Annotated in this window: 16 protein-coding genes, 1 pseudogene and 1 riboswitch; of the genes and pseudogenes, 11 read left to right on the forward strand and 6 right to left on the reverse strand. The window is 51.2% G+C overall.

Annotation, left to right across the window (positions count from 1 at the left end; genetic code table 11):
- Positions 1–260, forward strand: a pseudogene (locus tag LDN30_RS07360) (hypothetical protein); the annotation flags it as partial.
- A 724-nt stretch (positions 261–984) separates the two neighbouring features.
- Here LDN30_RS07360 and LDN30_RS07365 read toward each other — a convergent pair.
- Together LDN30_RS07365 and rho are read right to left on the reverse strand one after the other, a co-directional pair.
- Positions 985–1,236, reverse strand: a complete 252-nt coding sequence (locus LDN30_RS07365; protein WP_223926095.1) for a hypothetical protein — start codon at positions 1,234–1,236, stop codon at positions 985–987.
- Positions 1,237–1,253: 17 nt separating this feature from the next.
- Positions 1,254–3,221 carry a transcription termination factor Rho gene (rho, locus tag LDN30_RS07370; protein ID WP_223929121.1) on the reverse strand — a complete coding sequence of 656 codons (1,968 nt, stop codon included), beginning with the start codon at positions 3,219–3,221 and terminating at the stop codon, positions 1,254–1,256.
- A 346-nt stretch (positions 3,222–3,567) separates the two neighbouring features.
- Here rho and LDN30_RS07375 point away from each other — a divergent pair, with 346 nt between their 5' ends.
- The 4 genes from LDN30_RS07375 (at position 3,568) to LDN30_RS07390 (ending at position 10,098) form a co-directional block, all read left to right on the forward strand.
- On the forward strand, positions 3,568–4,596 hold the full coding sequence (locus tag LDN30_RS07375; RefSeq protein WP_223926097.1) for a LacI family DNA-binding transcriptional regulator: 1,029 nt from the start codon (positions 3,568–3,570) through the stop codon (positions 4,594–4,596).
- 264 nt (positions 4,597–4,860) lie between these two features.
- A riboswitch (cobalamin riboswitch) is annotated at positions 4,861–5,086 on the forward strand.
- A gap of 42 nt (positions 5,087–5,128) precedes the next feature.
- Positions 5,129–7,147, forward strand: a complete 2,019-nt coding sequence (locus LDN30_RS07380) for a TonB-dependent receptor (RefSeq protein WP_223929122.1) — start codon at positions 5,129–5,131, stop codon at positions 7,145–7,147.
- 86 nt (positions 7,148–7,233) lie between these two features.
- Positions 7,234–9,174: a YncE family protein gene (locus LDN30_RS07385; protein ID WP_223929123.1), complete on the forward strand. Its 1,941-nt coding sequence runs from the start codon at positions 7,234–7,236 to the stop codon at positions 9,172–9,174.
- Between the two features lie 27 nt (positions 9,175–9,201).
- Entirely contained in the window at positions 9,202–10,098 is an 897-nt protein-coding gene (locus LDN30_RS07390; protein ID WP_223926100.1) for a DUF4465 domain-containing protein, read from the forward strand.
- A 464-nt stretch (positions 10,099–10,562) separates the two neighbouring features.
- On the opposite strand, the gene LDN30_RS07395 is transcribed toward LDN30_RS07390, so the two are convergent.
- Both LDN30_RS07395 and nhaD read right to left on the reverse strand, forming a co-directional pair.
- Complete coding sequence (locus tag LDN30_RS07395; RefSeq protein ID WP_223926950.1) at positions 10,563–11,060, reverse strand: GNAT family N-acetyltransferase; 498 nt, start codon at positions 11,058–11,060, stop codon at positions 10,563–10,565.
- A 173-nt stretch (positions 11,061–11,233) separates the two neighbouring features.
- Positions 11,234–12,607: a sodium:proton antiporter NhaD gene (gene nhaD, locus LDN30_RS07400; protein WP_223926101.1), complete on the reverse strand. Its 1,374-nt coding sequence runs from the start codon at positions 12,605–12,607 to the stop codon at positions 11,234–11,236.
- Positions 12,608–12,969: 362 nt separating this feature from the next.
- Between nhaD and LDN30_RS07405 the strand changes: the two genes are divergently transcribed.
- The 3 genes from LDN30_RS07405 to ligA are packed head-to-tail and all read left to right on the forward strand — an operon-like array spanning position 12,970 to position 16,015.
- Positions 12,970–13,371, forward strand: a complete 402-nt coding sequence (locus LDN30_RS07405; protein ID WP_223926102.1) for a (deoxy)nucleoside triphosphate pyrophosphohydrolase — start codon at positions 12,970–12,972, stop codon at positions 13,369–13,371.
- Positions 13,368–14,033, forward strand: coding sequence for a B3/B4 domain-containing protein (locus LDN30_RS07410; RefSeq protein ID WP_223926103.1), 666 nt, complete (start codon positions 13,368–13,370; stop codon positions 14,031–14,033). The genes LDN30_RS07405 and LDN30_RS07410 overlap by 4 nt, the downstream gene beginning before the upstream one ends.
- Before the next feature lie 5 nt (positions 14,034–14,038).
- A complete protein-coding gene (gene ligA, locus LDN30_RS07415) occupies positions 14,039–16,015 on the forward strand; it encodes an NAD-dependent DNA ligase LigA (RefSeq protein WP_223929124.1) in 1,977 nt (658 codons plus the stop codon).
- 32 nt (positions 16,016–16,047) lie between these two features.
- Here the strand turns inward: ligA and LDN30_RS07420 are convergent, their stop codons facing one another.
- The gene (locus tag LDN30_RS07420) at positions 16,048–16,797 is read right to left on the reverse strand and encodes a nucleoside-specific channel-forming Tsx family protein (RefSeq protein WP_223926105.1); all 750 of its coding nucleotides are present in this window, start codon (positions 16,795–16,797) and stop codon (positions 16,048–16,050) included.
- Between the two features lie 122 nt (positions 16,798–16,919).
- Here LDN30_RS07420 and trmD point away from each other — a divergent pair, with 122 nt between their 5' ends.
- The gene (gene trmD, locus LDN30_RS07425) at positions 16,920–17,603 is read left to right on the forward strand and encodes a tRNA (guanosine(37)-N1)-methyltransferase TrmD (RefSeq protein ID WP_223926106.1); all 684 of its coding nucleotides are present in this window, start codon (positions 16,920–16,922) and stop codon (positions 17,601–17,603) included.
- A 124-nt stretch (positions 17,604–17,727) separates the two neighbouring features.
- On the opposite strand, the gene LDN30_RS07430 is transcribed toward trmD, so the two are convergent.
- A complete protein-coding gene (locus LDN30_RS07430; protein ID WP_223926107.1) occupies positions 17,728–18,585 on the reverse strand; it encodes a patatin-like phospholipase family protein in 858 nt (285 codons plus the stop codon).
- Between the two features lie 85 nt (positions 18,586–18,670).
- Between LDN30_RS07430 and LDN30_RS07435 the strand changes: the two genes are divergently transcribed.
- Both LDN30_RS07435 and LDN30_RS07440 read left to right on the forward strand, forming a co-directional pair.
- The gene (locus tag LDN30_RS07435) at positions 18,671–20,071 is read left to right on the forward strand and encodes an aminopeptidase P family protein (RefSeq protein ID WP_223929125.1); all 1,401 of its coding nucleotides are present in this window, start codon (positions 18,671–18,673) and stop codon (positions 20,069–20,071) included.
- An 89-nt stretch (positions 20,072–20,160) separates the two neighbouring features.
- Positions 20,161–21,363, forward strand: a complete 1,203-nt coding sequence (locus LDN30_RS07440) for a C1 family peptidase (protein ID WP_223929126.1) — start codon at positions 20,161–20,163, stop codon at positions 21,361–21,363.
- Positions 21,364–21,827 lie beyond the last annotated feature (464 nt).

The following is a 21,827-nucleotide window of genomic DNA, read 5'->3' on the forward strand; positions in this document are numbered from 1 at the left end:
ATATCATAGAATCAACTTTCGGCGTTTATAAAAGCATACAGCCGAAAAACAAACACTGTGGGATAACGCCCATAGTTCTGGCCTTGCCTCTGTACGGAAAAGTTACGGACAGCAAAAAGAGAAGAAAGATTGACTTCAAGGAGAAAATGGAATGCGTGAGAATGGCTGATATAAAGGATTGGAAAGAAATGACTCTGCTTGACAATTGGCAAGTAAGGAGAATGTTGGACCTCAAAAGTAAGAAACGAAAAACGGCTTAAATTTTTGACAGCCTAATTAGCAATTATGCTCCTAAAATCTAACCAAAAATTCCTATGCGCCACACCGCCACATAAGGCCGATAACGACATGCGGCGAGGAAGTCGGCCGAAATGAGACTATAGAGTAAAAATATATTATATTATTATATATTACTATATTATATTAATTATCAATACTTTAAAATATAATTAATATTTTCTTCTTTATTTACATTCTGCGTTTTCCCGACATCAGAGAGCCCTTATGCGACACTGCGACACTGCGACGTTGCGACGCTGCGACGCTTCTAAGGCAATGAATAAAGGTCTATGAGCGGTTTTTCCACCTCGTGATTCAGTTTTTCCACCTCGTGATTCGGTTTTTCCACCTCGCTGCAATTTTTCCACCATACGGCGGAGGAGGATAAGAGAGAGGAAAACACTAAACAGACGGACAAAAGGACACGAACAGGTACCACAGGACAATATCATGGCACCAAAAAGCCGATATTAGGGCACCAAAGGGGCAATATCATGAGACCAAAAAGGCGATATTAGGGCACCAAAAAGCCGATATTAGGGTACCAAAGTGGCAATATGTGGCACAAAATGGCTGCTTAGTAGCCATAAATTTTTCTCGGAGGATAATTATAGGCAATATTGTGGCACAAAATGGCTGCTTAGTAGCCCTTAATAGCTGTTTTAGTGGCATCATAATGGAGCCATGGCACTGCGAAAGGCGCTCTTATGGCTCCATCATCTTCTCCAGGCTGTCAACAGCCGACTGGATGTCGGTCGCAAAGTGGTCGTGAGCAAGTAGAAAGTCGCGGTGACCATGGGCTATAGCCTCATAAAGGTCACGGTTCATGCTGTTCACATACTCAGCGACGGCAAATTCGATGTCGTCTTTTTGCCTTTCAATATTAGAGGCCGCATATATTCTCCCCTTTTGATGGAAGAAACTGTATGCGGCCTCAATGCTATATCTGCTTATCATAAATTGCAGAGCGGTGGTTATGAGTTCATCGAGACGAGGAACTCCTCGTTGTCCTTGGTGTGAGCCACGCGGTCGTGAATCTCGTTCATTGCCTCTATGGCGGTCATGTCGGCAATATTCTTTCGGAGAATCCACATACGGTCGAGGGTTGTCTTATCCTGGAGCAGATCGTCACGGCGTGTGCTCGATGCCACGAGGTTGACAGCCGGGAATATACGCTTGTTCGACAGACTGCGATCGAGCTGGAGCTCCATGTTACCCGTACCCTTGAACTCCTCGAAGATGACTTCATCCATCTTACTTCCGGTATCGATGAGTGCTGTGGCGATGATTGTCAGCGAGCCTCCACCCTCGATGTTTCGTGCTGCACCGAAGAATCGTTTTGGCTTTTGCAGTGCGTTGGCGTCGACACCACCGGTGAGGACCTTACCGCTTGCCGGTGCCACGGTGTTGTAGGCTCTTGCCAGTCGGGTTATGGAGTCGAGGAAGATGACTACGTCGTGTCCGCACTCCACCATTCGTTTAGCTTTTTCGAGTACGAGTCCGGCAATCTTGACGTGGCGCTCTGCAGGTTCGTCGAATGTCGATGCTATGACCTCTGCGTTGACCGTTCTCGACATGTCGGTGACCTCCTCGGGTCGCTCGTCGATGAGGAGCATCATCAGATAAGCCTCAGGGTGGTTAGCTGCGATGGCGTTGGCAATGTCCTTCATGAGGATTGTCTTACCGGTCTTTGGCTGTGCGACGATTAGAGCTCTCTGTCCCTTACCTATCGGCGAGAACATATCGACGATTCGTGTACTGAGGTTTGTTGTTTTAGGGTCGCCGGTGAGGTTGAATTTCTCATCGGGGAAAAGCGGTGTGAGATGCTCGAAAGGAATGCGGTCCCGAATCTCCGACGGGTTACGGCCGTTGATTCTGTCGATGGATGTCAGTGGGAAATAGCGTTCTCCTGCTTTCGGCGGCCGCACATGGCACTCCACCACGTCGCCGGTCTTGAGTCCGTACTTCTTTATGATATTGTTTGCCACGTAGACATCGTCGGGTGAGCTGAGATAGTTGTAATCGCTCGAGCGGAGGAATCCATATCCGTCGGGCATGATTTCGAGCACGCCATTGGCAGTGATGATATCCGAGAAGTCATAATTGGATTCCTGCTGAGTCTCGGGTTTCTGAACGTATGTTGCCGTTTCCTCGTCTGTCGGACGGTCGAGCATATCGTAGTTTGGCAGTGCTCCCTGGTCCTCGATGGGCAGGTCGACAACTGTTATGAAGTCGGTACCGTCGCCCGGGTCGCCTTCCCATACGCCGTTGCTGTCGGCCGGTGCCGCTGTCTCGGGTGCATTGGCCTCGTTGTGCTCGCTGACCTTCTGCTGCAGCTGCGATATGAGCTCGTTGCTTTCCTTGTCGTCGGCACTGCTGCTCTGATATTCGGCCTCCGGCACTACCGGCGCGACATTCTCTTCGGCCTCATTGGTCTCCGGCTCCACATTATTAATATTATCGTCTTTCATGTCCGTTTGTTCTTTCTTAGCCTTCAATGCGGCCTCGGCTCTTGCTATCATCTCGAGTTCCGCCTTCGATTTGCGTCCGCGGTGCTTGGGTATCGACGCAAGAATCTCCTCGGGGGTCATCTCCTTCTCCTGTGTGTCCCCGACGGGGGCATCGTTGGCAACAGCCTCTGCGGGTGCAGGATTGTCATTGAAGAGTTTCTTGGTTGTTTTCTTCTCTTTCTTTGTGTCTAAGTTCTCACCATTCTTGCCGTTGACCGAGTAGACGTGGTCGGTGTCGGTGCGGCTGATTCTTGTTCTGTGCCTTTTCTGTCCGAGCGGATGAGCCTTTCCCTCGTTCTCCGCGTCCTTGTCGAGAATGGCGTAAACGAGAGTATCCTTGTCGTCATCCTTACTGAACTCTGCGCCGACACTTTGTGCTATGGCCTCCAGCTCTGGAATATCCTTAGCTAATAGTTCTTCTTTGCTTAACATATTTAATGTATAGGAAATTACTATGATAATTGTGTTTCGGGGATTGAAACACGATTGCTTAATTTTGCGCTTGCAAAGTTAAACAATATTTTTTATATCACCAAAGAAAAAAGGCTCAAAATTGTTTCCCAACAACTTTGAACCTTCATTTTTTCTAACTAACTTATTATCAACTATTCATTACTCTTTTAAAACTGGTGCAAAGGTACAACAATTTATGCTGCGTTGTATATAAAAATTGCGAAAATAAAACGTAAACGTTTTCAAATTTGGCGTTCAAAGTCTTGTTTTATAAATATTTTTTCGTACCTTTGCAAATATTAGAGTTCAAAAATCAAAAATCAAAATGCAGCAACACCGAACATCGTTAAAGGATCTTGCCGAGCGCCTTGGCGTTAGCATCGCCACGGTGAGCCGTGCCCTTCGCAACAGCCACGAGGTTGGCGAGGAGATGAAACAGCGCGTCCAGCAGTTGGCCAAGGAGCTTAACTATCGTCCGAATCCTTTCGCCCAAAGCCTCCGCAAGGAAGCTCCGCGGATTATCGGTGTGGTGGTCCCCAATCTTGTCACTCATTATTACGCCGCTGTCCTCGACGGCATAGAGGACTTCGCCCGCTCTTTCGGCTACACCGTCATCTGCTCCAACTCGCATGAGGACCACACGCGTGAGGAGCAGGCCATCGACAACTTCATCAACCTCCATGTTGAGGGCATCATCGCATGTCTGGCCCAGGACACCACCGACTACTCCCACTTCAAGGAGATCCATGATATGGGCATTCCGCTCGTATTCTTTGCCCGCACGTGTCTGCCCGAGCTCTTCTCCCAGGTTGTTGCCGACGGCGACGTTGCTGCCCACAGTGCCGCCGAGCACCTCATAGCTACTGGCAGCCGCAGGATTGCTTTCATCGGTGGTCCTAATCATCTCGACATGGTCCGCCGCCGCAAGCACGGTTATCTGCAAGCGTTGCGCGAGCACAATATCCCCATCGACCGCAATCTTGTGAAGTGTGGCGACATCAGCTACGATTTTGCCGAGAAGGCCGTCGACGAGCTTATGGGCATGAGTAATCCACCCGACGCCATCATTGCCTTCAACGACATCGTCACCTTCGGTGCTTTCAAGCGCATCCAGGAGAGGGGTCTGTCGATACCCGGCGATGTGGCCATCATCGGCTTCACCGACAGCGACACGGCGAGCTTCGTCACTCCGAAGGTCACCGTTGTTGCCGACCAAGCCTCAAAGCAAGGCAAGGTGTCGTGCGATTTGCTGTTCCGTGCCATCCGCGGCGACAAGAAAATCTACAAGGAGGTTGTCCCCATGCAGCTGCATATCCAGGACAGCTCCGACAAGAGCCGAGCCAAAGGAATCTGAATCTCATAAATAAGGCATTCAATTTGCTGAACCCACTTTTTGGGGAGTTTATATCCTTTTGCGTGAGAGGCCCTTGTAGCTGTCCGAAATCTACGGATAAGCCGAAGGAACAATTCGTTTTTTCGTCGAGGGACAAACGATCGTGAAATTCGTGTTTTTCGTGCAGAAGGACAGATACCGTTTCAGCCAAAACTTGAATGAAAAGAAGCGTAGAGCCGCACCAAGAAAATCTGAGCATCCGTTTGTCATCTCAGATTTTTATTGTACTTTTGCACTTGCAATAGGTTCACTCCACCATGTGATTAAAAAGGGAATACGGTGAGAATCCGAAGCTGTCCCGCAGCTGTGAGTTGCTTCTCTCCCGCCTGCCGACACTATCAGTGAGAACGGCCCCAATACGGGGAGCGCGTTCATAATGCCCACTGACGGGAAGTCGCGCCGGCCTTAATCCGCAACAAGCCAGAAGACCTGCCATTGCCATTGGGCTGTCACTGCTCCGAGGAGAGCACACAGACGACAAATCTTATCAGCAATGAGACGACTGTTGACAATAGTCGTATGTTGTGCAGTGGCCCTGAGGGTCATGGCCCAGGCACCATCGGCCACGACCATGGCAGCCACCGACAGCATACGCCACATTCAGGAGGTAGTGGTGACCGACAAGTTGCCGCTAAGGGAGATTATATCCCCACAGGTTCTCAGCGGCGACGAGCTGCGACGCATGAGCTCGCTGTCGGTGGCCGATGCCATGCGCTACTTCTCGGGCATACAGCTGAAGGACTATGGCGGTGTCGGCGGACTGAAGACTGTCGACATTCGCAGCATGGGGTCGGCTCATCTCGGTGTATTCTACGACGGTATCGAATTGGGCAATGCCCAGAACGGACAGATTGACCTCGGACAGTTCTCGCTCGACAACGTCGAACAGATAAACCTCTACAACGGTCAGAAGAGTTCCATCTTCCAGCCAGCCACCGACTTCTGCAATGCCGGCAGCATCTACATCCGCACGCGGCGCCCGCAGTTCAAGGACTCGAAGGGGCGCAATCTTCGTTTCACGACAAAGGGAGGACCGGGCAACACCCTCCGCATCACATCGCTATGGGAGCAGCGGCTCAGCCGTTCGGTGAGCGCGTCGCTGAGCGCGGGATTCCTCAACTCCGACGGCAAGTACCGTTTCCGCTACCGCCGAGTGACACCATCGGGAGCCACGGCCTACGACACTACCGCCACACGGCATAACGGCGACATCCATGCTGAGCGCGCCGAAGTAAACATCCACGGCATCATAGACCGCGGATACTGGGACGCGAAGGGCTACATCTACAACTCGGAGCGCGGCATTCCCGGGGCTATTGTCAACAACGTATGGCGGCGCGGCGAACGGCAGAACGACCTCAACACTTTCCTACAGGGACGGTTCGAGAAGGACGTGACCTCACGGTTCTCCACCCTTCTCATGGCGAAGTATGCCTTCTATCGTACACATTATATAAACAGGGACACCACGCAGCTGCCCGTCGACAACCGCTACTGGCAGCAGGAGCTCTATGTGTCGTCGGCCAACGTCTACGAGATAGTGAAGGACTGGAGTCTGTCGGTGGCCTACGACCTCAGGTGGAACAAGCTCAACGCCGACACCTACCGCTTCGTCTACCCCACCCGTCTGAACAATCTCATCAGCATGGCCACAGCCGTCGACACACGATGGATAAAGGCGCAGGCCTCCGTCGTTGCGGCATTCGTCCACGACAATATCAGCAATCGATCAACATCGGACAACGGTGCCGACATACGACGGCTGACGCCATCGCTCTTCATCGCTGTTCCCTTGGGGCGGCTGACCCTTCACGCTTTCGCCAAGCGCAGTTTCCGTATGCCCACGTTCAACGACCTCTATTATACCGATGCCGGCAACAGCCGTCTGCGACCGGAGAGTGCCAACCAGTATGACGCGGGATTCAACTACGGCGTTAATCTTAATAAGGCTGACGCCATAGCCCTCAGCATTGGAGCCGATATATACTACAACACCGTCCACGACAAGATTATAGCCTACCCCAAGGGACAGCAGTTCCGCTGGACGATGCTGAACCTCGGCCGCGTGCATATCCGTGGTATCGACGCCACGGCAGCAGCGTCGATGACTACGTCAGCAGGGCTCAGTCTTTCGACCCGACTGCAATACACTTATCAGGACGCGCGCGACGTCACCGACCCTACGACGCCATTCTACGGCGACCAGATTCCGTACATTCCTTACAACAGTGGGTCGGCAACGATGACTGCATCGTGGCGCGGTATGTCGCTGAACTACAGCTTTATATATAGCGGAGAACGCTACAACGGTCAGGAGAATATTCGTCAGAATCACATGGAGCCGTGGTACACCCACGACATCAGCATACAATACGAGTGGCGCAACAGCCGCAAGACCGGTTACCGGCTCTCGTTCGAGATAAATAATCTCCTCAATCAGCGCTACGACGTAATACAGAATTACCCCATGCCGGGCATCAACTGTGCGGCGGGGTTCAGCATCGAGCTGTGAAATGAGATTTGATCAGCCGAACGATGATTAAAGGACATTGAAAGAAAGGCCCTGAGCAGCCAAAAAATTAATCAAGAAGCAAGAGAATGAAAAAATATTTCAATACACTCATACGGCTCGCACCGATGTTGCTGTTGGTTCTCACTGCGGCAGGCTGTCGGCAGGACGACACCGTCATCTACCCCGACGAACAGAACACGGGTGCTGCATCGTCAGGCAGCATAAAGGGGATGTATGTCCTCAACGAGGGCAATATGGGATCGAACAAGGCCACTCTCGACTATCTCGATTTTTCCACCGGCACCTACAGCCGCAACATCTATCCCTCACGCAACCCCGGTGAGGTGATGGAGCTCGGCGACGTCGGCAACGACATAAAAATCTACGGCCAGCGGCTGTGGATGAGCATCAACCAGAGCAACAAGGTGGAGGTGGCCCGCGCCGCCGACGCCGTGAGCATTGGTCACGTCGACATTCCCAACTGCCGCAGTTTAGCTTTCGACAAAGGCTTTGCCTACGTCAGCAGCTATGTGGGACCAGTCAATGGCCGGAGCGTTCTCGGACAAGTTTATAAAGTCGACACAGCCTCACTCCGCATCGTCGCAACGTGCACCGTAGGCTATCAGCCCGAGGAGATGGCTATTGTGGGCAACCGCCTCTACGTTGCCAACAGCGGCGGCTACAATGCCATGCAGGGTATGGGCTACGACCGCACGGTGAGCGTCATCGACCTCAGCACGTTCTCCGTGGTGAAGACCATCAGTGTGGCACCGAATCTCTTCCGTGTGAAGGCCGATCGATACGGGTCGGTGTGGATCAGCTCACGGGGCGATTATGCGTCGGTGCCGTCACGGCTCTACGAAATATACAACGATGAGGTTGTCGACTCGGTCGATGTGTCCGTCGATGGATTCGATATTCACGGCGATTCCCTCGTCTACTACGGCAACCATCACTATGGAGTCATTGACCTCAGAACTGGAAGAATAGTCAATTCCGATTTTATCCGTCAGAGCCCTTCCGACCCCATCCGCACTCCTTATGGCATTATCGTCCAACCCGTCACCGGCGATGTTTTCGTCATGGATGCCACCAACTACGTGTCGAGCGGTAAGCTCTTCTGTTTCAGCCGCGACGGCAAGTATAAGTGGAGCACATGGACGGGCGACATTCCGGGGCACGCTTGTTTCACCAGTGAGGGCAGCACCACGGCAACGGGGCCGCAGCCGACAACGCCATCAGCCTATATTTCGGCCGTCGACGAGTATCGTCCTGCACCGGGACAGTTTGTCAACGTCCTGCCACAAATAGATGCCGACGACAATGCCGACTCTGCGGCAGCGAAGTGCACAAAGGCTATAGCCGGGAGCATGAATGGACTCATAACCCTCGGAGCCTATGGCGGTTACGTCACCTTTCACTTCGACCATCGGGTGCGCAATCTCGAAGGCAACGACCTGATGATCAAGGGCAATGCCTTCAACGGCAACAGCGAACCGGGCATCGTCATGGTGTCGGTCGATGCCAATCACAACGGCAAACCCGACGACGAATGGTATGAGCTCAGGGGCAGTGCCGATGCCGACAGTGTGGGGAAGGTTGTCTACGGCTACAGCATCACTTACAATCCGTCACCGATGGCTGATATTCCGTGGACTGATAACCGCGGAGGGAACGGCTTCGTCTATCGCAACAGCAGTCATCAGCAGGAGTATTTCCCGCTGTGGGTACACGGCTCCATGACCTTCACGGGCACCCTTCTGCCACACAACGGCCGTCAGGTGAATGTCGGAGCCGGAGTCCGCAACTGGTTTCTCGACAGCTTTGCGTGGGGCTATGTCGACAACTCCGGCACCGACGAGGGTTGCTCGTTCGACATCAGCAATGCCGTCGACAGCCAGCGGCGCCCGGTATCGCTCGAGGCCATCGACTTTGTCCGCGTCTATTCGGCTGAGAATCAGTATTGCGGATGGCTTGGCGAGACATCGACAGAGGTCTGTGGAGCCATGGACCTGCACACGAAATAAATTATCAACAACCAAAATAAGTTTTATATGAAGCACTTTTACACTTTCATCCTCGCGGCTCTGACCGCAGTGCCATCTTTGGCACAACAGACAACTACAGCAGTGGCAACATTCGACAATGTTGAGGGAGTGACCCTCAACGCCGACAGCGTCTACAATGGTTCTACTGCAAAAGCCACCGACTCAGTCACTTACGAGTCGTACGGCTCAACGGTGACAACCTACTACTGCAACTTCAAGCAGGGACCGTTCACCTTCTCGCAGAGCATCACCCCGGAATGGGGCTCATGGACGGGATTCGCTATCTCGGCCTGCAAGGACACAACCTACAAGAGCTATGTCCTCGGACAGTATCACAATGTTGCGGGAGGAGCTTACGAGGGGTCCAACTATGCGGTTCTTTATAGCTCATCCGACAGCATAACCGTCGACAAGGGCACTACGCTCGAGTATGTCTACATCACGAATTCGGCTTTCTCGCACCATAACTTTGCTTTTGGCGACAGCCCAGCAAGTGCCTTCACCAAGGACGGCGACTTCTTCAAAGTGACGATAATCGGTGTGAAGGACGACAATACAACGGTGACGAAGGATGTCACTCTGGCAAACTATCACGACGGAGCCCTCGATTATATCGACAAATGGGAGAAGGTAGACCTCAGCGAGCTCGGTGAGGTAAGGGCCATAAAGTTCGCCTTCGACGGTTCAGATAAGGGCAATTGGGGTCTCAACACAGCCACTTACGTTTGTCTCGACAACCTCACGGCAGCAGTCACCAACGGCATCAGCAATGTCGGCGAATCACGCGATGCAGTCGAGGTAGCGCGCTACAGCCTCAACGGCACCCGTCTGACGGCTCCTTGCAAGGGCATCAACATCGTCCGCATGAGCGACGGCACAACCCGCAAAGTCATAGTAAAGTAATCGATCTATCATCAACAGCCCCGGACAGCATAGTTCCTACATGCAGTCCAGGGCTGTTTCTTTTTACAATCACGGAGAAAACCTATTGATCCGCGCCTACATTAATGGTTCTTCCATTAGCCAACACTACTTTGGGAAAAGCACCGAGCGAGAGAGAGAGGCCTGCAACTAAATGTAAAAATAAATCAAATTATTTCATGTTCTGTTCCATCTTCGTACAACATTGATTATCTGCAAGTTACTAATACATGCCATTTGGCGTTGCGAAACGGTCCGTTTTAGGACGCGAAACGGTCCATTTCATGAGCTGAAAAGGACCGTTTTGCAAGCCGAAATGATATGTTTCGGAATGATGTAAATATATTTCAATATCTGCTTATTGTTGTTTTGCCCTCCCCGAGCCAAAAAGATGCTTGAGAAAGCACATGCCATTGATTAGCCGCTCTGCACCGGACGGTATTGTCTTATATCTCTTTCTCCATTATGTAGTCGTTCATGAAGTAGCCGTGGCCAATGTCATAATCGCCCTGACGGGTAACACGCAAGCCGAGATGCTCATAGAAAGCCTTGGCCTTATTATAGCGGTTGACATGCAGAAAGAGGCGGCAGGGACCGGGGTGCTGTTTCTTTACTTGGGCGACAGCAGCATCGAAGAGCTCACGACCCAAGTGAAGGCCCTGATAACGGGGGAGAACATAAATCTTCTGGAGTTCGTAGAGGTCGGCATCTATGGGCTGCACCGACACGTAACCGGCTGCATCGCCATCGACAAAAAGGAGTTGGTAGATGTGATGTTCCTCCGTCATCTGCCGGTGCAGACTTACCTCAGAGTACATCATGTCCATCATATAGTCGCACTGCTCAGCTGTGATAATGTTTTTATATGTCGCAGGAAAAACCTGCTCAGCCATGTGACGGATGATCGGAATGTCGTTAATGGTCGCTATTCTTATATTCTTCATCATTATTATTGTTTCTGTCGGAGAGGGTTTAATATTCCTTCTGACGTCAAATTAACATTATTGCTTACATACATTAAACCTGCATCAACAGATTTTACGCTCAAACAAATGACAGAAGGCCTGGATAAGGCATTGTCACCCAGGCCTTTTGTCGTAGTTTGCGATTAATCTTTTTACAGCGGAGTCGTAAAGATGAACTCACGCAGAACATAATATGAGAGGATTCCGGCAATGTAGCCGACGAACGCTATCCACGTAATATGTTTCATGTACCAGCCGAAGGTAATCTTCTCCAGTCCCATGACAACAACACCTGCCGCCGAACCGATGATTAGCATCGAGCCGCCGACACCGGCGCAATAAGCCAACAGCTGCCAGAACACGCCGTCGGTAGCGAAATCGGTAGCCGCCTGAATTGGGTACATTCCCATACATCCGGCCACAAGAGGCACATTGTCGACGATAGAGCTCAACACTCCGATGATACCGGTGACCATAAAGTGGTTGCCCTTGAAGACGACATTGAGTCCGCTGCCGAGGCTATGGAGCACTCCTACCTCCTCAAGACATGCGACAGCCATGAGTATGCCGAGGAAGAAGAGGATCGTTCCCATATCGATATTGCGTATGAGGTCGATGACGCGGCACGACATTCCCTCACTCGTTCCGTTGACCTCACGATAGAAAATCTCGCTGAGCGTCCACAGACAGCCAAGAACGAGAAGGATGCCGACGAACGGTGGAAGATTTGTGAGATAGCGGAAGATAGGCACAAACACGAGACCGCCCACACCAACGAAGAAGATTGCCTTGCGCTGAGCCGATGAAAGATCGAGAAGCTCAGTGTCACCAGTTGTGTCGTTGCCGGCAATATCCGTCAGCGAACCCTTCAACATAAACTGCAGGATGAACGCGGGTATAACCATTGAGATAATTGATGGAATGAGAATCTCACTGATCACGCCGGCGGCAGTAATCATATTGGCATTCCAAAGCATGATCGTCGTCACATCGCCGATAGGTGAGAAAGCACCACCCGAGTTGGCAGCGATGATGACGAGCGACGCATAGACGATGCGGTCCTTATGCTCAGGAACGAGCTTGCGGAGAATCATTATCATCACAATACTCGTTGTCATATTGTCGAGGATAGCCGAGAGTATGAATGTCATGAACGCTATACGCCACAGAAGAGCCCGCTTAGAGGTGGTTTTCATTACTTTCTTTACCCAGTCGAAGCCGCCGTTCTTATCGACAACCTCAACGATGGTCATCGCTCCCATGAGGAAGAAGAGGGTTGTGGAGGTGTCGCCAAGATGATTGGTGATGAGTCCGTTGACGAAAGTAATTACAGAATCGCCCGCACCCTTGAAGTCAGGGTGCATAATGCCAACGAATGTTGACGGGTCGCACATGTACAATGTCCAGCAGGCCACGAACATCAGCAAAGCTATGGCAGCCTTGTTAATCTTCGTAAGGCTCTCCATGGCTATCAACGCGTAGCCACAGCAGAACACAATGATAATTGCAATTGTTAAAGATGTCATTTTTTATAAATAGGTTATTGTTTCAGGGTGCAAAGGTAATAAAACTATTTGAATTGTAAAGTCGACTTTGCATTTATTCCACGGAAACGTTTACTTTTTTATAATTTTGCAATATCTCTATAAAAAACGAAAACCTCGCCGTCTCACGACGTCGAGGAATGCTAGTACTTTGGTATAAAACTAAATTTACTCAAGAATATACTAAAAATATTTTTTATGCTTGCAAAATTACATTAAATTCTTGTTACTACCAAATAAAATTAAAACGATTACACTGCTTTTTTAAAAATAATAACTATTTTTGCAGTAATGTTTGTTTAAATATCATTACGGACAGACCGAAAAGACACAATAAGAAGGAAATGTCAAGAAAACATTTAAACGTAGTTTGCGCTGTCGTCCGCAACGGCAACAAGATTCTCTGCACCCAACGCTGCCGTTCGTCGAAGGACTACGTCAGCGAGCACTGGGAGTTTCCCGGCGGACAGATAGAAGAAGGCGAAAGCCCTGAGGAAGCACTAATAAGGGAGATAAAGGAGGAGATGGACTGGAACATCTATGTGGGGCGGCCGTTGGCAAAGGTCGACCACAGCTATCCCGACTTCGACATCACCCTCACAGCCTTCGACTGTATGGCCCGCGATTACGATTACAAGCTCCTCGAGCATATTGATGCCAAGTGGCTGACAGTCGGGGAGTTGTCAAAGCTCCAGTGGACTGAGGCCGACAGAGAATTAATTGAAAGTATGGAGAAAACAAAATGAAGATAGAAGTATCGGAAGAGATAGAAAATGTGTGCCCGGGATTTGTAGGTGCATGCATCGACGCGAAAGTCGTCAACTCAAAATTCTGTCAGCCGTTGTGGGACGAGATTCATCAACTCGGTGAGAAGTTCAAAGCCTCGCTGACCACTGAAACGCTGAAGGAGATTCCATCCATCGCCGCTACCCGCCGCGTTTATCGCGCTTGCGGTAAGGATCCCTCGCGCTACAGACCGGCTGCGGAGGCCCTCATCCGCCGTATGCTCAAGGGCAAGGAACTCTATCAGATAGACACCCTCGTCGACCTCATCAACGTAGCGAGCATCGCCTACGGCTATTCCATCGGCGGATTCGATGCCGATAAGTTTATCGGCGACACCCTTCGCTTGGGCGTCGGGCGCGAGGGAGAGCCCTATGAGGGTATCGGCCGCGGAATGATAAACATTGCCGGGCTCCCCGTCTACCGCGACGCGGAAGGCGGTGTGGGCACACCTACTTCCGACAACGAGCGGACGAAGATAGACCTCAACACGCGTCACCTCGTCGTCCTCATCAATGGCTATGACGGCAATGAGGAACGCGTCAGACAGAATGCTGAATATATCCAGCAGTTAATAGTGAAATACTGTCAGTCGGACGGTGGTTCATACTTCATTTACAGATAAAAGAGATGGAAGAGAAAATACAACTGATGAGAAATCTCATCGAGAAACTCAATGCGGCCTCCGACGCTTACTACAACGGACGTAGCGAGGCAATGACCGACTACGAATGGGACGCAATGTTCGACCGTCTGAAGAAGCTCGAGCAAGAAACCGGAACGGTTCTCCCCGACTCGCCGACCAACAACGTCAGTGCCGACAGTGTGGCCGGTCAAAAGGAGGAACACGAGTTTCCGGCACTGTCGTTGGCGAAAACAAAAAAGCCGGAAGAGCTCGCTAAATGGGCCGAAGGACGTCCAATATGGCTGTCGTGGAAACTCGATGGACTAACTCTCGTCGTCACGTATGATAACGGCAGGCTCACAAAAGTAGTGACACGCGGCGACGGACATATCGGTACAAACATCACCCACCTTGCTCCCGCCATCGAGGGCATACTGCCGACAATAAGCCACAAGGGGCATGTAGTAGTGCGTGGCGAGGCCGTTATCAGTTATGCCGACTTCGAGAAGTTCAACATGGAGAGCGATGAGGAATATGCCAATCCCCGCAATCTGGCCTCCGGATCGCTGACGCTGAAGAATGTCGACGAGGTCAGACAACGCCACATACACTGGATACCGTTCACACTCGTCTACACCGACAAGGAAATTCTGAGCTGGGGGAAACGGATGGACTGGCTGACGGAAGAAGGATTCCACGTCGTCGACCACGAGATTATCAGCAATCCGACACTTACGAACATCGATGCCGAGATAGACAAATGGACCGAAAGGGTCACAAACCGGCAGAACCCCTACCCCGTCGACGGACTCGTCATCTGCTACGACGACACCGCCTACGCTGCCACGGGGTCGGTGACGGGGCACCATGCCACTCGCGCGGGATTTGCATTCAAATGGAAGGATGAAAGCGCTGAGACTGAACTCGACCACATCGAATGGTCGTGCGCGGCCTCAACAATATCACCGGTGGCCGTCTTCAAGCCCGTAGAGTTAGAGGGAACGACGGTGAAACGGGCCTCACTGTGCAATATCTCAGAATGTGAGCGACTCGGAATCGGTGGAAAAGGTTCTCTACTGAGTGTCATCAAGGCCAACAAGATTATTCCAAAGGTAATAAAAGTGCTAAAGCCCGTAGGAACTTTCGACATCCCCGAGGTATGTCCCGTATGCGGCTCGAAAGCAAACATCAGGGAGAGCGAGGCCAGTGGGACGCGCACTCTACACTGTTCGAATCCGGCTTGTCCAGCAAAACAGCTGAAAAAGTTTGCGCGTTTCGTCAGCAAACCGGGAATGAATGTCGACGGACTGTCGGAACAGACGCTACAGAAATTCATCAACTTGGGATGGATAAAGGAGTATGCCGACATCTTCCATCTCTCAGAGCATGCTCAGGAACTCCGCGTCCTCGAGGGTTTCGGCGACAAGAGCACAGCCAATATCCTCCATGCTGTGGAGGCGGCGCGCGATGTTGAGGCCCGGCGGTTCCTCTATGCCCTGACAATTCCGCTCGTAGGACAGGATGTCTGCACACGGCTCCTCAGCTCCTACAACTACAAAGACCTCATCGAAAAGGCCCGCACTACCGACGATATGGAGACTTTTGCCTCTATTTCGGGTATTGGACCCGAGAAGAGCGCATCGTTCGTGAGATGGTTCAAGAATCCTGATAATCAGGCACATATCGACCGTCTGCTCCCCGAATTGAGGATTAAGCAAGCGGATACGACGGCTGCCGGCGACAGATGCAAAGGACTTACGTTCGTTGTCACGGGCGATGTGCACCACTATAAGAACCGCAACGAACTGAAAGCCTACATCGAAAGTCAGGGCGGAAAGGTCACCGGCTCTGTATCGAAGTCGACGTCATATCTAATCAACAACGATATAACGTCGACATCGGGAAAGAATCAGAAGGCAAAATCGCTCAATATTCCGATTATTTCGGAGGACGATTTCCTTGCCAAATTTGCCAATGAGTAGACAGCCGGGGCGATGGCTGTCTACAGGGGTTATCAGAAAGTCCACTTCGCAGCAACGGTAGGTATGGCGTAGAACTTATTATTCTTGCCATACTCGTTGTAGACGAAGTTGTTGCTGACCTCGACCTCAGAGCCGAGCGAGAGCTTTATCTTCTCCCATCCCTTGATGGTGTTGAGGTTAAACCAGAACTGCGGCTCCGACTGTAGGACGAGATTGCCATTGACTCTCTTGTTATACCAAAGGTCGCAATAGCCGTCGAAGGTGCAGAGGCCATGGGCGAAAGTAGTGCTCCACACCTCCGTGAGCTGCCAGCTGTTGAAAGCGCCCATGTCACGATGATGGTTGGCAAAGTAGTACTTCCACAGAAGCTGGACGGAGAAAGTACGGGCAAAATCCTTGGAATGCCAGTTCCAGGCTCCTCCGGCCAAGGCCACATGCTGATAGCGGTTACCATAATAGCTCGACGGAGTCTCACCGGTCTCGGCACCACCGTTATATTCCACATGGGCAGCCCAGTGCTTGTCCTTGGTGACGTTGAACTCGCGGGATACTTCCCAGTAAGCACCTTTCACTCCATCGTTCTTATAATCGAGATCGATGAACAGAAACGTAGAGCCCCAGTCGTCGGGTTTGAACATCTCGACAGTAGTCGTGACGCTCTGACGCGGAGTCAGGTCGCTGTAAAGGCTGTGGCCTAAATCGTAGTGAAACTGGATGTTTTGTGCCGAAGCACTTGAAAAAGCTGCCACCAAAACGATGGCGAGGGAAAACAATTTCTTCATTTTCAGTATTTATTGTGAATTATTAACATGGCACAAAGGTACTGCAAAATATAGAGACGGCAAAATTTAAACATAATTAAAAAGCAAAATTCCAAAATGATTTGCTAACTTTGCAGTCAATTATGAGAATAGACATTATCACTGTGCTCCCCGAGATGCTCGAGGGATTCCTGCACGAGAGTATCCTTGCCAGGGCCGAGAAGAAGGGTCTGGCCACGATTTGTCTGCACAACCTCCGCGACTATACGCTCGACAAGTGGCGTCGCGTCGACGACTATCCCTTCGGTGGTCAGGCTGGCATGGTCATGCAGATAGAGCCCATCGACAGAGCCATTACGGCGCTTAAAGCCGAACGCGACTACGACGAGGTGATTTTCGTCAGTCCCGACGGCGAGCAGTTTAACCAGCACGTAGCCAACGACTTATCGATGAAGAAGAACATAATCATCCTCGCCGGCCACTACAAGGGCGTGGACCAGCGCGTGCGCGACCATCTCATCACGCGTGAGATATCCGTCGGCGACTACGTCCTCACCGGTGGCGAGCTGCCGGCAGCCATCATCAGCGATGCCATCGTCCGACTGGTTCCCGGTGTCATCAGCGACGACCAGAGCGCGCTGTCCGACTGCTATCAGGACGACATGCTCGCAGCGCCCATCTACACCCGACCGCGCGAATATAAAGGTTGGAAGGTGCCCGACATACTGCTCAGTGGCAACGAAGCAAAGATACGGCAGTGGGAATTCGACCAGGCCATGGAACGCACAAAGCGTTTGCGCCCCGACCTGCTGAAAAACAAAGACTGACCATGAAACGGCCCTGACGGCACTACAACCGCCAGGCCCAAAGACTGAAAAGAAAAGAAAAACGGTCTGACTTAGCGTCCAGCCATAGGCAAATGGGAAGATGGTATTGGCCCGTAGCCAATACCTATTTTATATATTTACAGACGAAGCGCTCTCCACTGAGGAATCCTTCCTCGTAGAGCGCTTCGAGTTTTTTAGTGTCCTTCTCCATCCTTCCCACGACAACTGGGGCCTGCGGACGGATGACCAGGGCCTTTCCGCTTGCCTCCAACTCGTCGACAAAATCCATTTGCTTATTGTAGACAGCCAACCGACGGCTCAGCAGAACCCTCAGCCGAGGGTAGTTGCGGTAGATGAACGGTGGCTGTTTGCGATCCTTACCGGGGTCGCGCCAGCCCTTGCTGTGGGTAGTGACGATGACGTTGAACTCATGACCCGCAGCCATGGCATGAGCCACAGGAATAGAGTCGATGATGCCACCGTCTAGCATGGGCTTTCCGTCGACGGTAACAATCTTGCTCACATAAGGCAAACTCGACGACGCACGGGCGATAGCAAGGAGACGATGGCGGTCGCCGGAATACTCCGACAGATACTCCGACAGCCCTGTCTGGCAATTAGTTGTAACCATCTCGAACTCATAGCCACGGCGGCAGTTGTCGAAATAAGTATCATAGTCGTAGGGAACCAGTTCGTTGGGAAACCGGTTGTAAAGAAGATCGGGGTCGAAAATGCAGCCCTGAGTAACAAGATGGCGCACACCAATATAGTCATAGCGGGCCAGCATGTCGATATTTGAGATACGCGCGCGACGGGGCTGACGGCTGGCATACGACAATCCGTTGCAAGCTCCGGCCGACACCGCCACGACATAGCGGAAATAAACCTCATACTTCATAAACGCGTCGAGAACACCCGAAGTGAACACCCCGCGCATGCCGCCTCCCTCGAGGACAAGACCTGTATTTCTATCAATATGCATAAAAACTCGTTAAATCAAATGCAAAGATAACGTTTTTTGTTTTAAAATTAGTAACTTTGCAACAGAATTTAAAACAACAACAATAATGTTCAGTAAACAGACTTACATCAACCGCCGCCAGGAGCTGAAAAAGCTCGTCGGAACAGGGGTTGTGATTCTTTTCGGCAACAACGAGAGTCCCGCCAATTTTCCGGCCAACGGCTACTATCCGTTCCGGCAGGACTCATCATTCCTATACTTTTTCGGGCAACAGCGCGATGGCCTCATCGGCGTTATCGACATCGACAACGACATTGAAACCCTCGTGGGCGATGATATCGACATCGACGATATAGTTTGGTACGGAAGCGTCGACAGCGTCCACGACATGGCTGAGCAGGTGGGCGTAGCCAATTCGGCACCGATGAAGACGATGAAAACAATCTGCAACGATGCCATGCGCAACCACCGCAAGATACACTTCCTGCCGCCCTACCGCCACGACATCATGATTCAAATCTTCGATCTGCTCGGCATTCACCCCAACCAGCAGAAGGAGAGCGCATCGATGGACCTCATAAAGGCCGTCGTGAAGATGCGGTCGACGAAGACGCAGGAAGAGATTGACGAGCTCGAGCGGGCCGCTGTCATAGGCTACAAGATGCACACAACGGCCATGAGGCTCACAAAGCCGGGAGTGACCGAGAAGTTCATCGGCGGACAAGTCGACGGCATAGCCAACTCTTACGGCTCAATGGTCTCATTCCCAACGATTTTCTCGCAGCATGGCGAGATTATGCACGGCAATCCGTCGATGGCTGAACTGCAGAGTGGAAGGCTCGTCCTCTGCGATGCCGGTGCCGAGACAATCAACCACTACTGCTCCGACAACACCCGCACATACCCTGTCAACGGAAAATTCACCGACCGACAGCTGTCTATATATAAGGTAGTGGAGGAATGCCACGACCAGGTTCTGCAACTTGCACGTCCGGGTGTGAAATATGCCGATGTGCACTTTGCCATCTGCCGCATTATCTTCAACCGCATGAAGGAGTTAGGTCTGGCCAGGGGCAATACCGAGGATGCAATAGCCGAGGGAGCACACGCAATGTTCCTGCCCCACGGATTGGGCCACATGATGGGCATGGACGTACACGATATGGAGTCGCTCGACCAGATAAACGTAGGTTTCGACGAGGAGACGAGGCCGAACCTCGAACAGTTCGGTACCAACTGCCTGCGCATGGGGCGCCGCCTCGAAGAGGGATTCGTTGTCACCGACGAGCCGGGAATATACTTCATTCCGGACCTCATCGACAAATGGCGCGCCGAGAACCACTGCGCCGACTTCCTGAACTTCGACGAACTCGACAAGTACAAGGACTTCGGTGGAATACGCATCGAGGACGACGTGCTCATAACCAAGGACGGATGCCGCTTCATCGGCAAGGACCGCATACCTTATCATCCTCAGGATGTCGAGGAGTTCATGAAGAATAATTAAGACAAAAAATATTCAAGATAATAACAATTCAAAACGTATCAAACCTGATTCCCTCACCAATAGGGGAACATGGTAGACTTAATTTGTGTATGAAAAAATTAATCGCACTTGCACTGATGGCAGTGATTGCCACGGGCGCGAAAGCAGAAGAGAAGAAAGACAGTGTCAACCCTAACAAGCCTGTCTTCACGGTAATCAAGAAGAATCCTATCACAAGCATCAAGGATCAGAACCGCTCAGGTACGTGCTGGGACTACTCCACGCTCAGTTTCTTCGAGGCTGAAATTCTCAAGAAGAGCGGAAAGACCTACGACCTCAGCGAGGCCTTCGTAGCCAACAAGACATATATGGACCGCGCTATTCAGGTGGTACGCCTCCATGGCGACTGCCAGTTCTCGGAGGGCGGTTCGGCCTACGACCCACTCTACTGCCTCGAACATTACGGAATTGTGCCGCAGAGTGCTGAGGACTACCCTACTACGAATCCTGACGACTCGCTGTTCAACTTCAACGAGTTCTTCTCGGTCATGACTCCATACGTCGAGGCTGTGGCAAAGAACAAGGCCAGCCGCATAAGCCCTAACTGGAAACAGGGTCTGCAGGGCATCCTCGACTCTTATCTCGGCAAGGCTCCGGAGTCGTTCACATACGAAGGAAAAACTTATACACCGAAGTCGTTTGCTGAGAGCCTCGGCCTCAACTGGTCCGACTACGTCAGCATCACTTCCTACACCCACCATCCGTTCTGGACTTCGTTCGCTGTCGAGGTGCAGGACAACTGGCGTAACCCTCAGTCTTACAACGTTCCAATGAACGATATGATGCGCATCATCGACAACGCTATCGACAACGGCTACACTGTAGCATGGGGCGGTGATGTCAGCGAGCCGGGATTCACCCGCAAAGGCCTCGCTTACATGGTCGATGCTAAGAAAATTGAGGACAACAAAGGTAGCGACATGGCTCACTGGCTCGGTCTGTCGAACACTGAGAAGCGCAACCTCATCGACTCACTCGGCGTGAACGTTCCGGAGGTTACACCGACTCAGAAGCAGCGCCAGGAGCGTTTCGACGACTGGGAGCTCACCGACGACCACGGAATGCTTATCTACGGTGTCGCTAAGGATCAGAAAGGTAAGGAATACTACATGGTAAAGAACTCCTGGGGTGACACCGGCGACTACCACGGTATCTGGTATATGACAAAGAATTTCATTGCCGCAAACACAATGGACTTCCTCGTCAACAAGAACGCTATCCCTAAGGACATCAGAAAGAAATTAGGTATCTGATACTGAAAACCCCTTCAAGCCGAGAGTCGGACGATGAAGATAGCAATGCGGAACAAATCGTTCCCGTCATCGTCCAAGACCTACAAAAGCTTGAAGGGGCTTTTTTTGTCATTTCGTTTCATTGACACTTAAATCGTATTCAGCTGATAAGGATGAATGCCATTCCCATGATTAACATCAAAAATCAATCGCAGCACACTAACGTTTCCATCGTATGATTGATAATTCTGACCTTATTTCCGAAGCCCACGAAAACGGACAATAACAACGAAAAATCTTAACAGCATTTCAATACATATCATTTGGGCTTCCCAAACGGCCTGTTTCGCATCGTCAAACGGCCCATTTCGCATCGTCAAACGGCCCGTTTCGCAACGCAAAATGACCGCTTTTGTAAGTCACTGACTATCAGAGTATAACAAGAGTAGCATTTCGTTGTTAATAATGTGAATTATCTTTACACG

Source organism: Prevotella lacticifex (genome assembly GCF_019973375.1).
Lineage (GTDB): Bacteria > Bacteroidota > Bacteroidia > Bacteroidales > Bacteroidaceae > Prevotella > Prevotella lacticifex.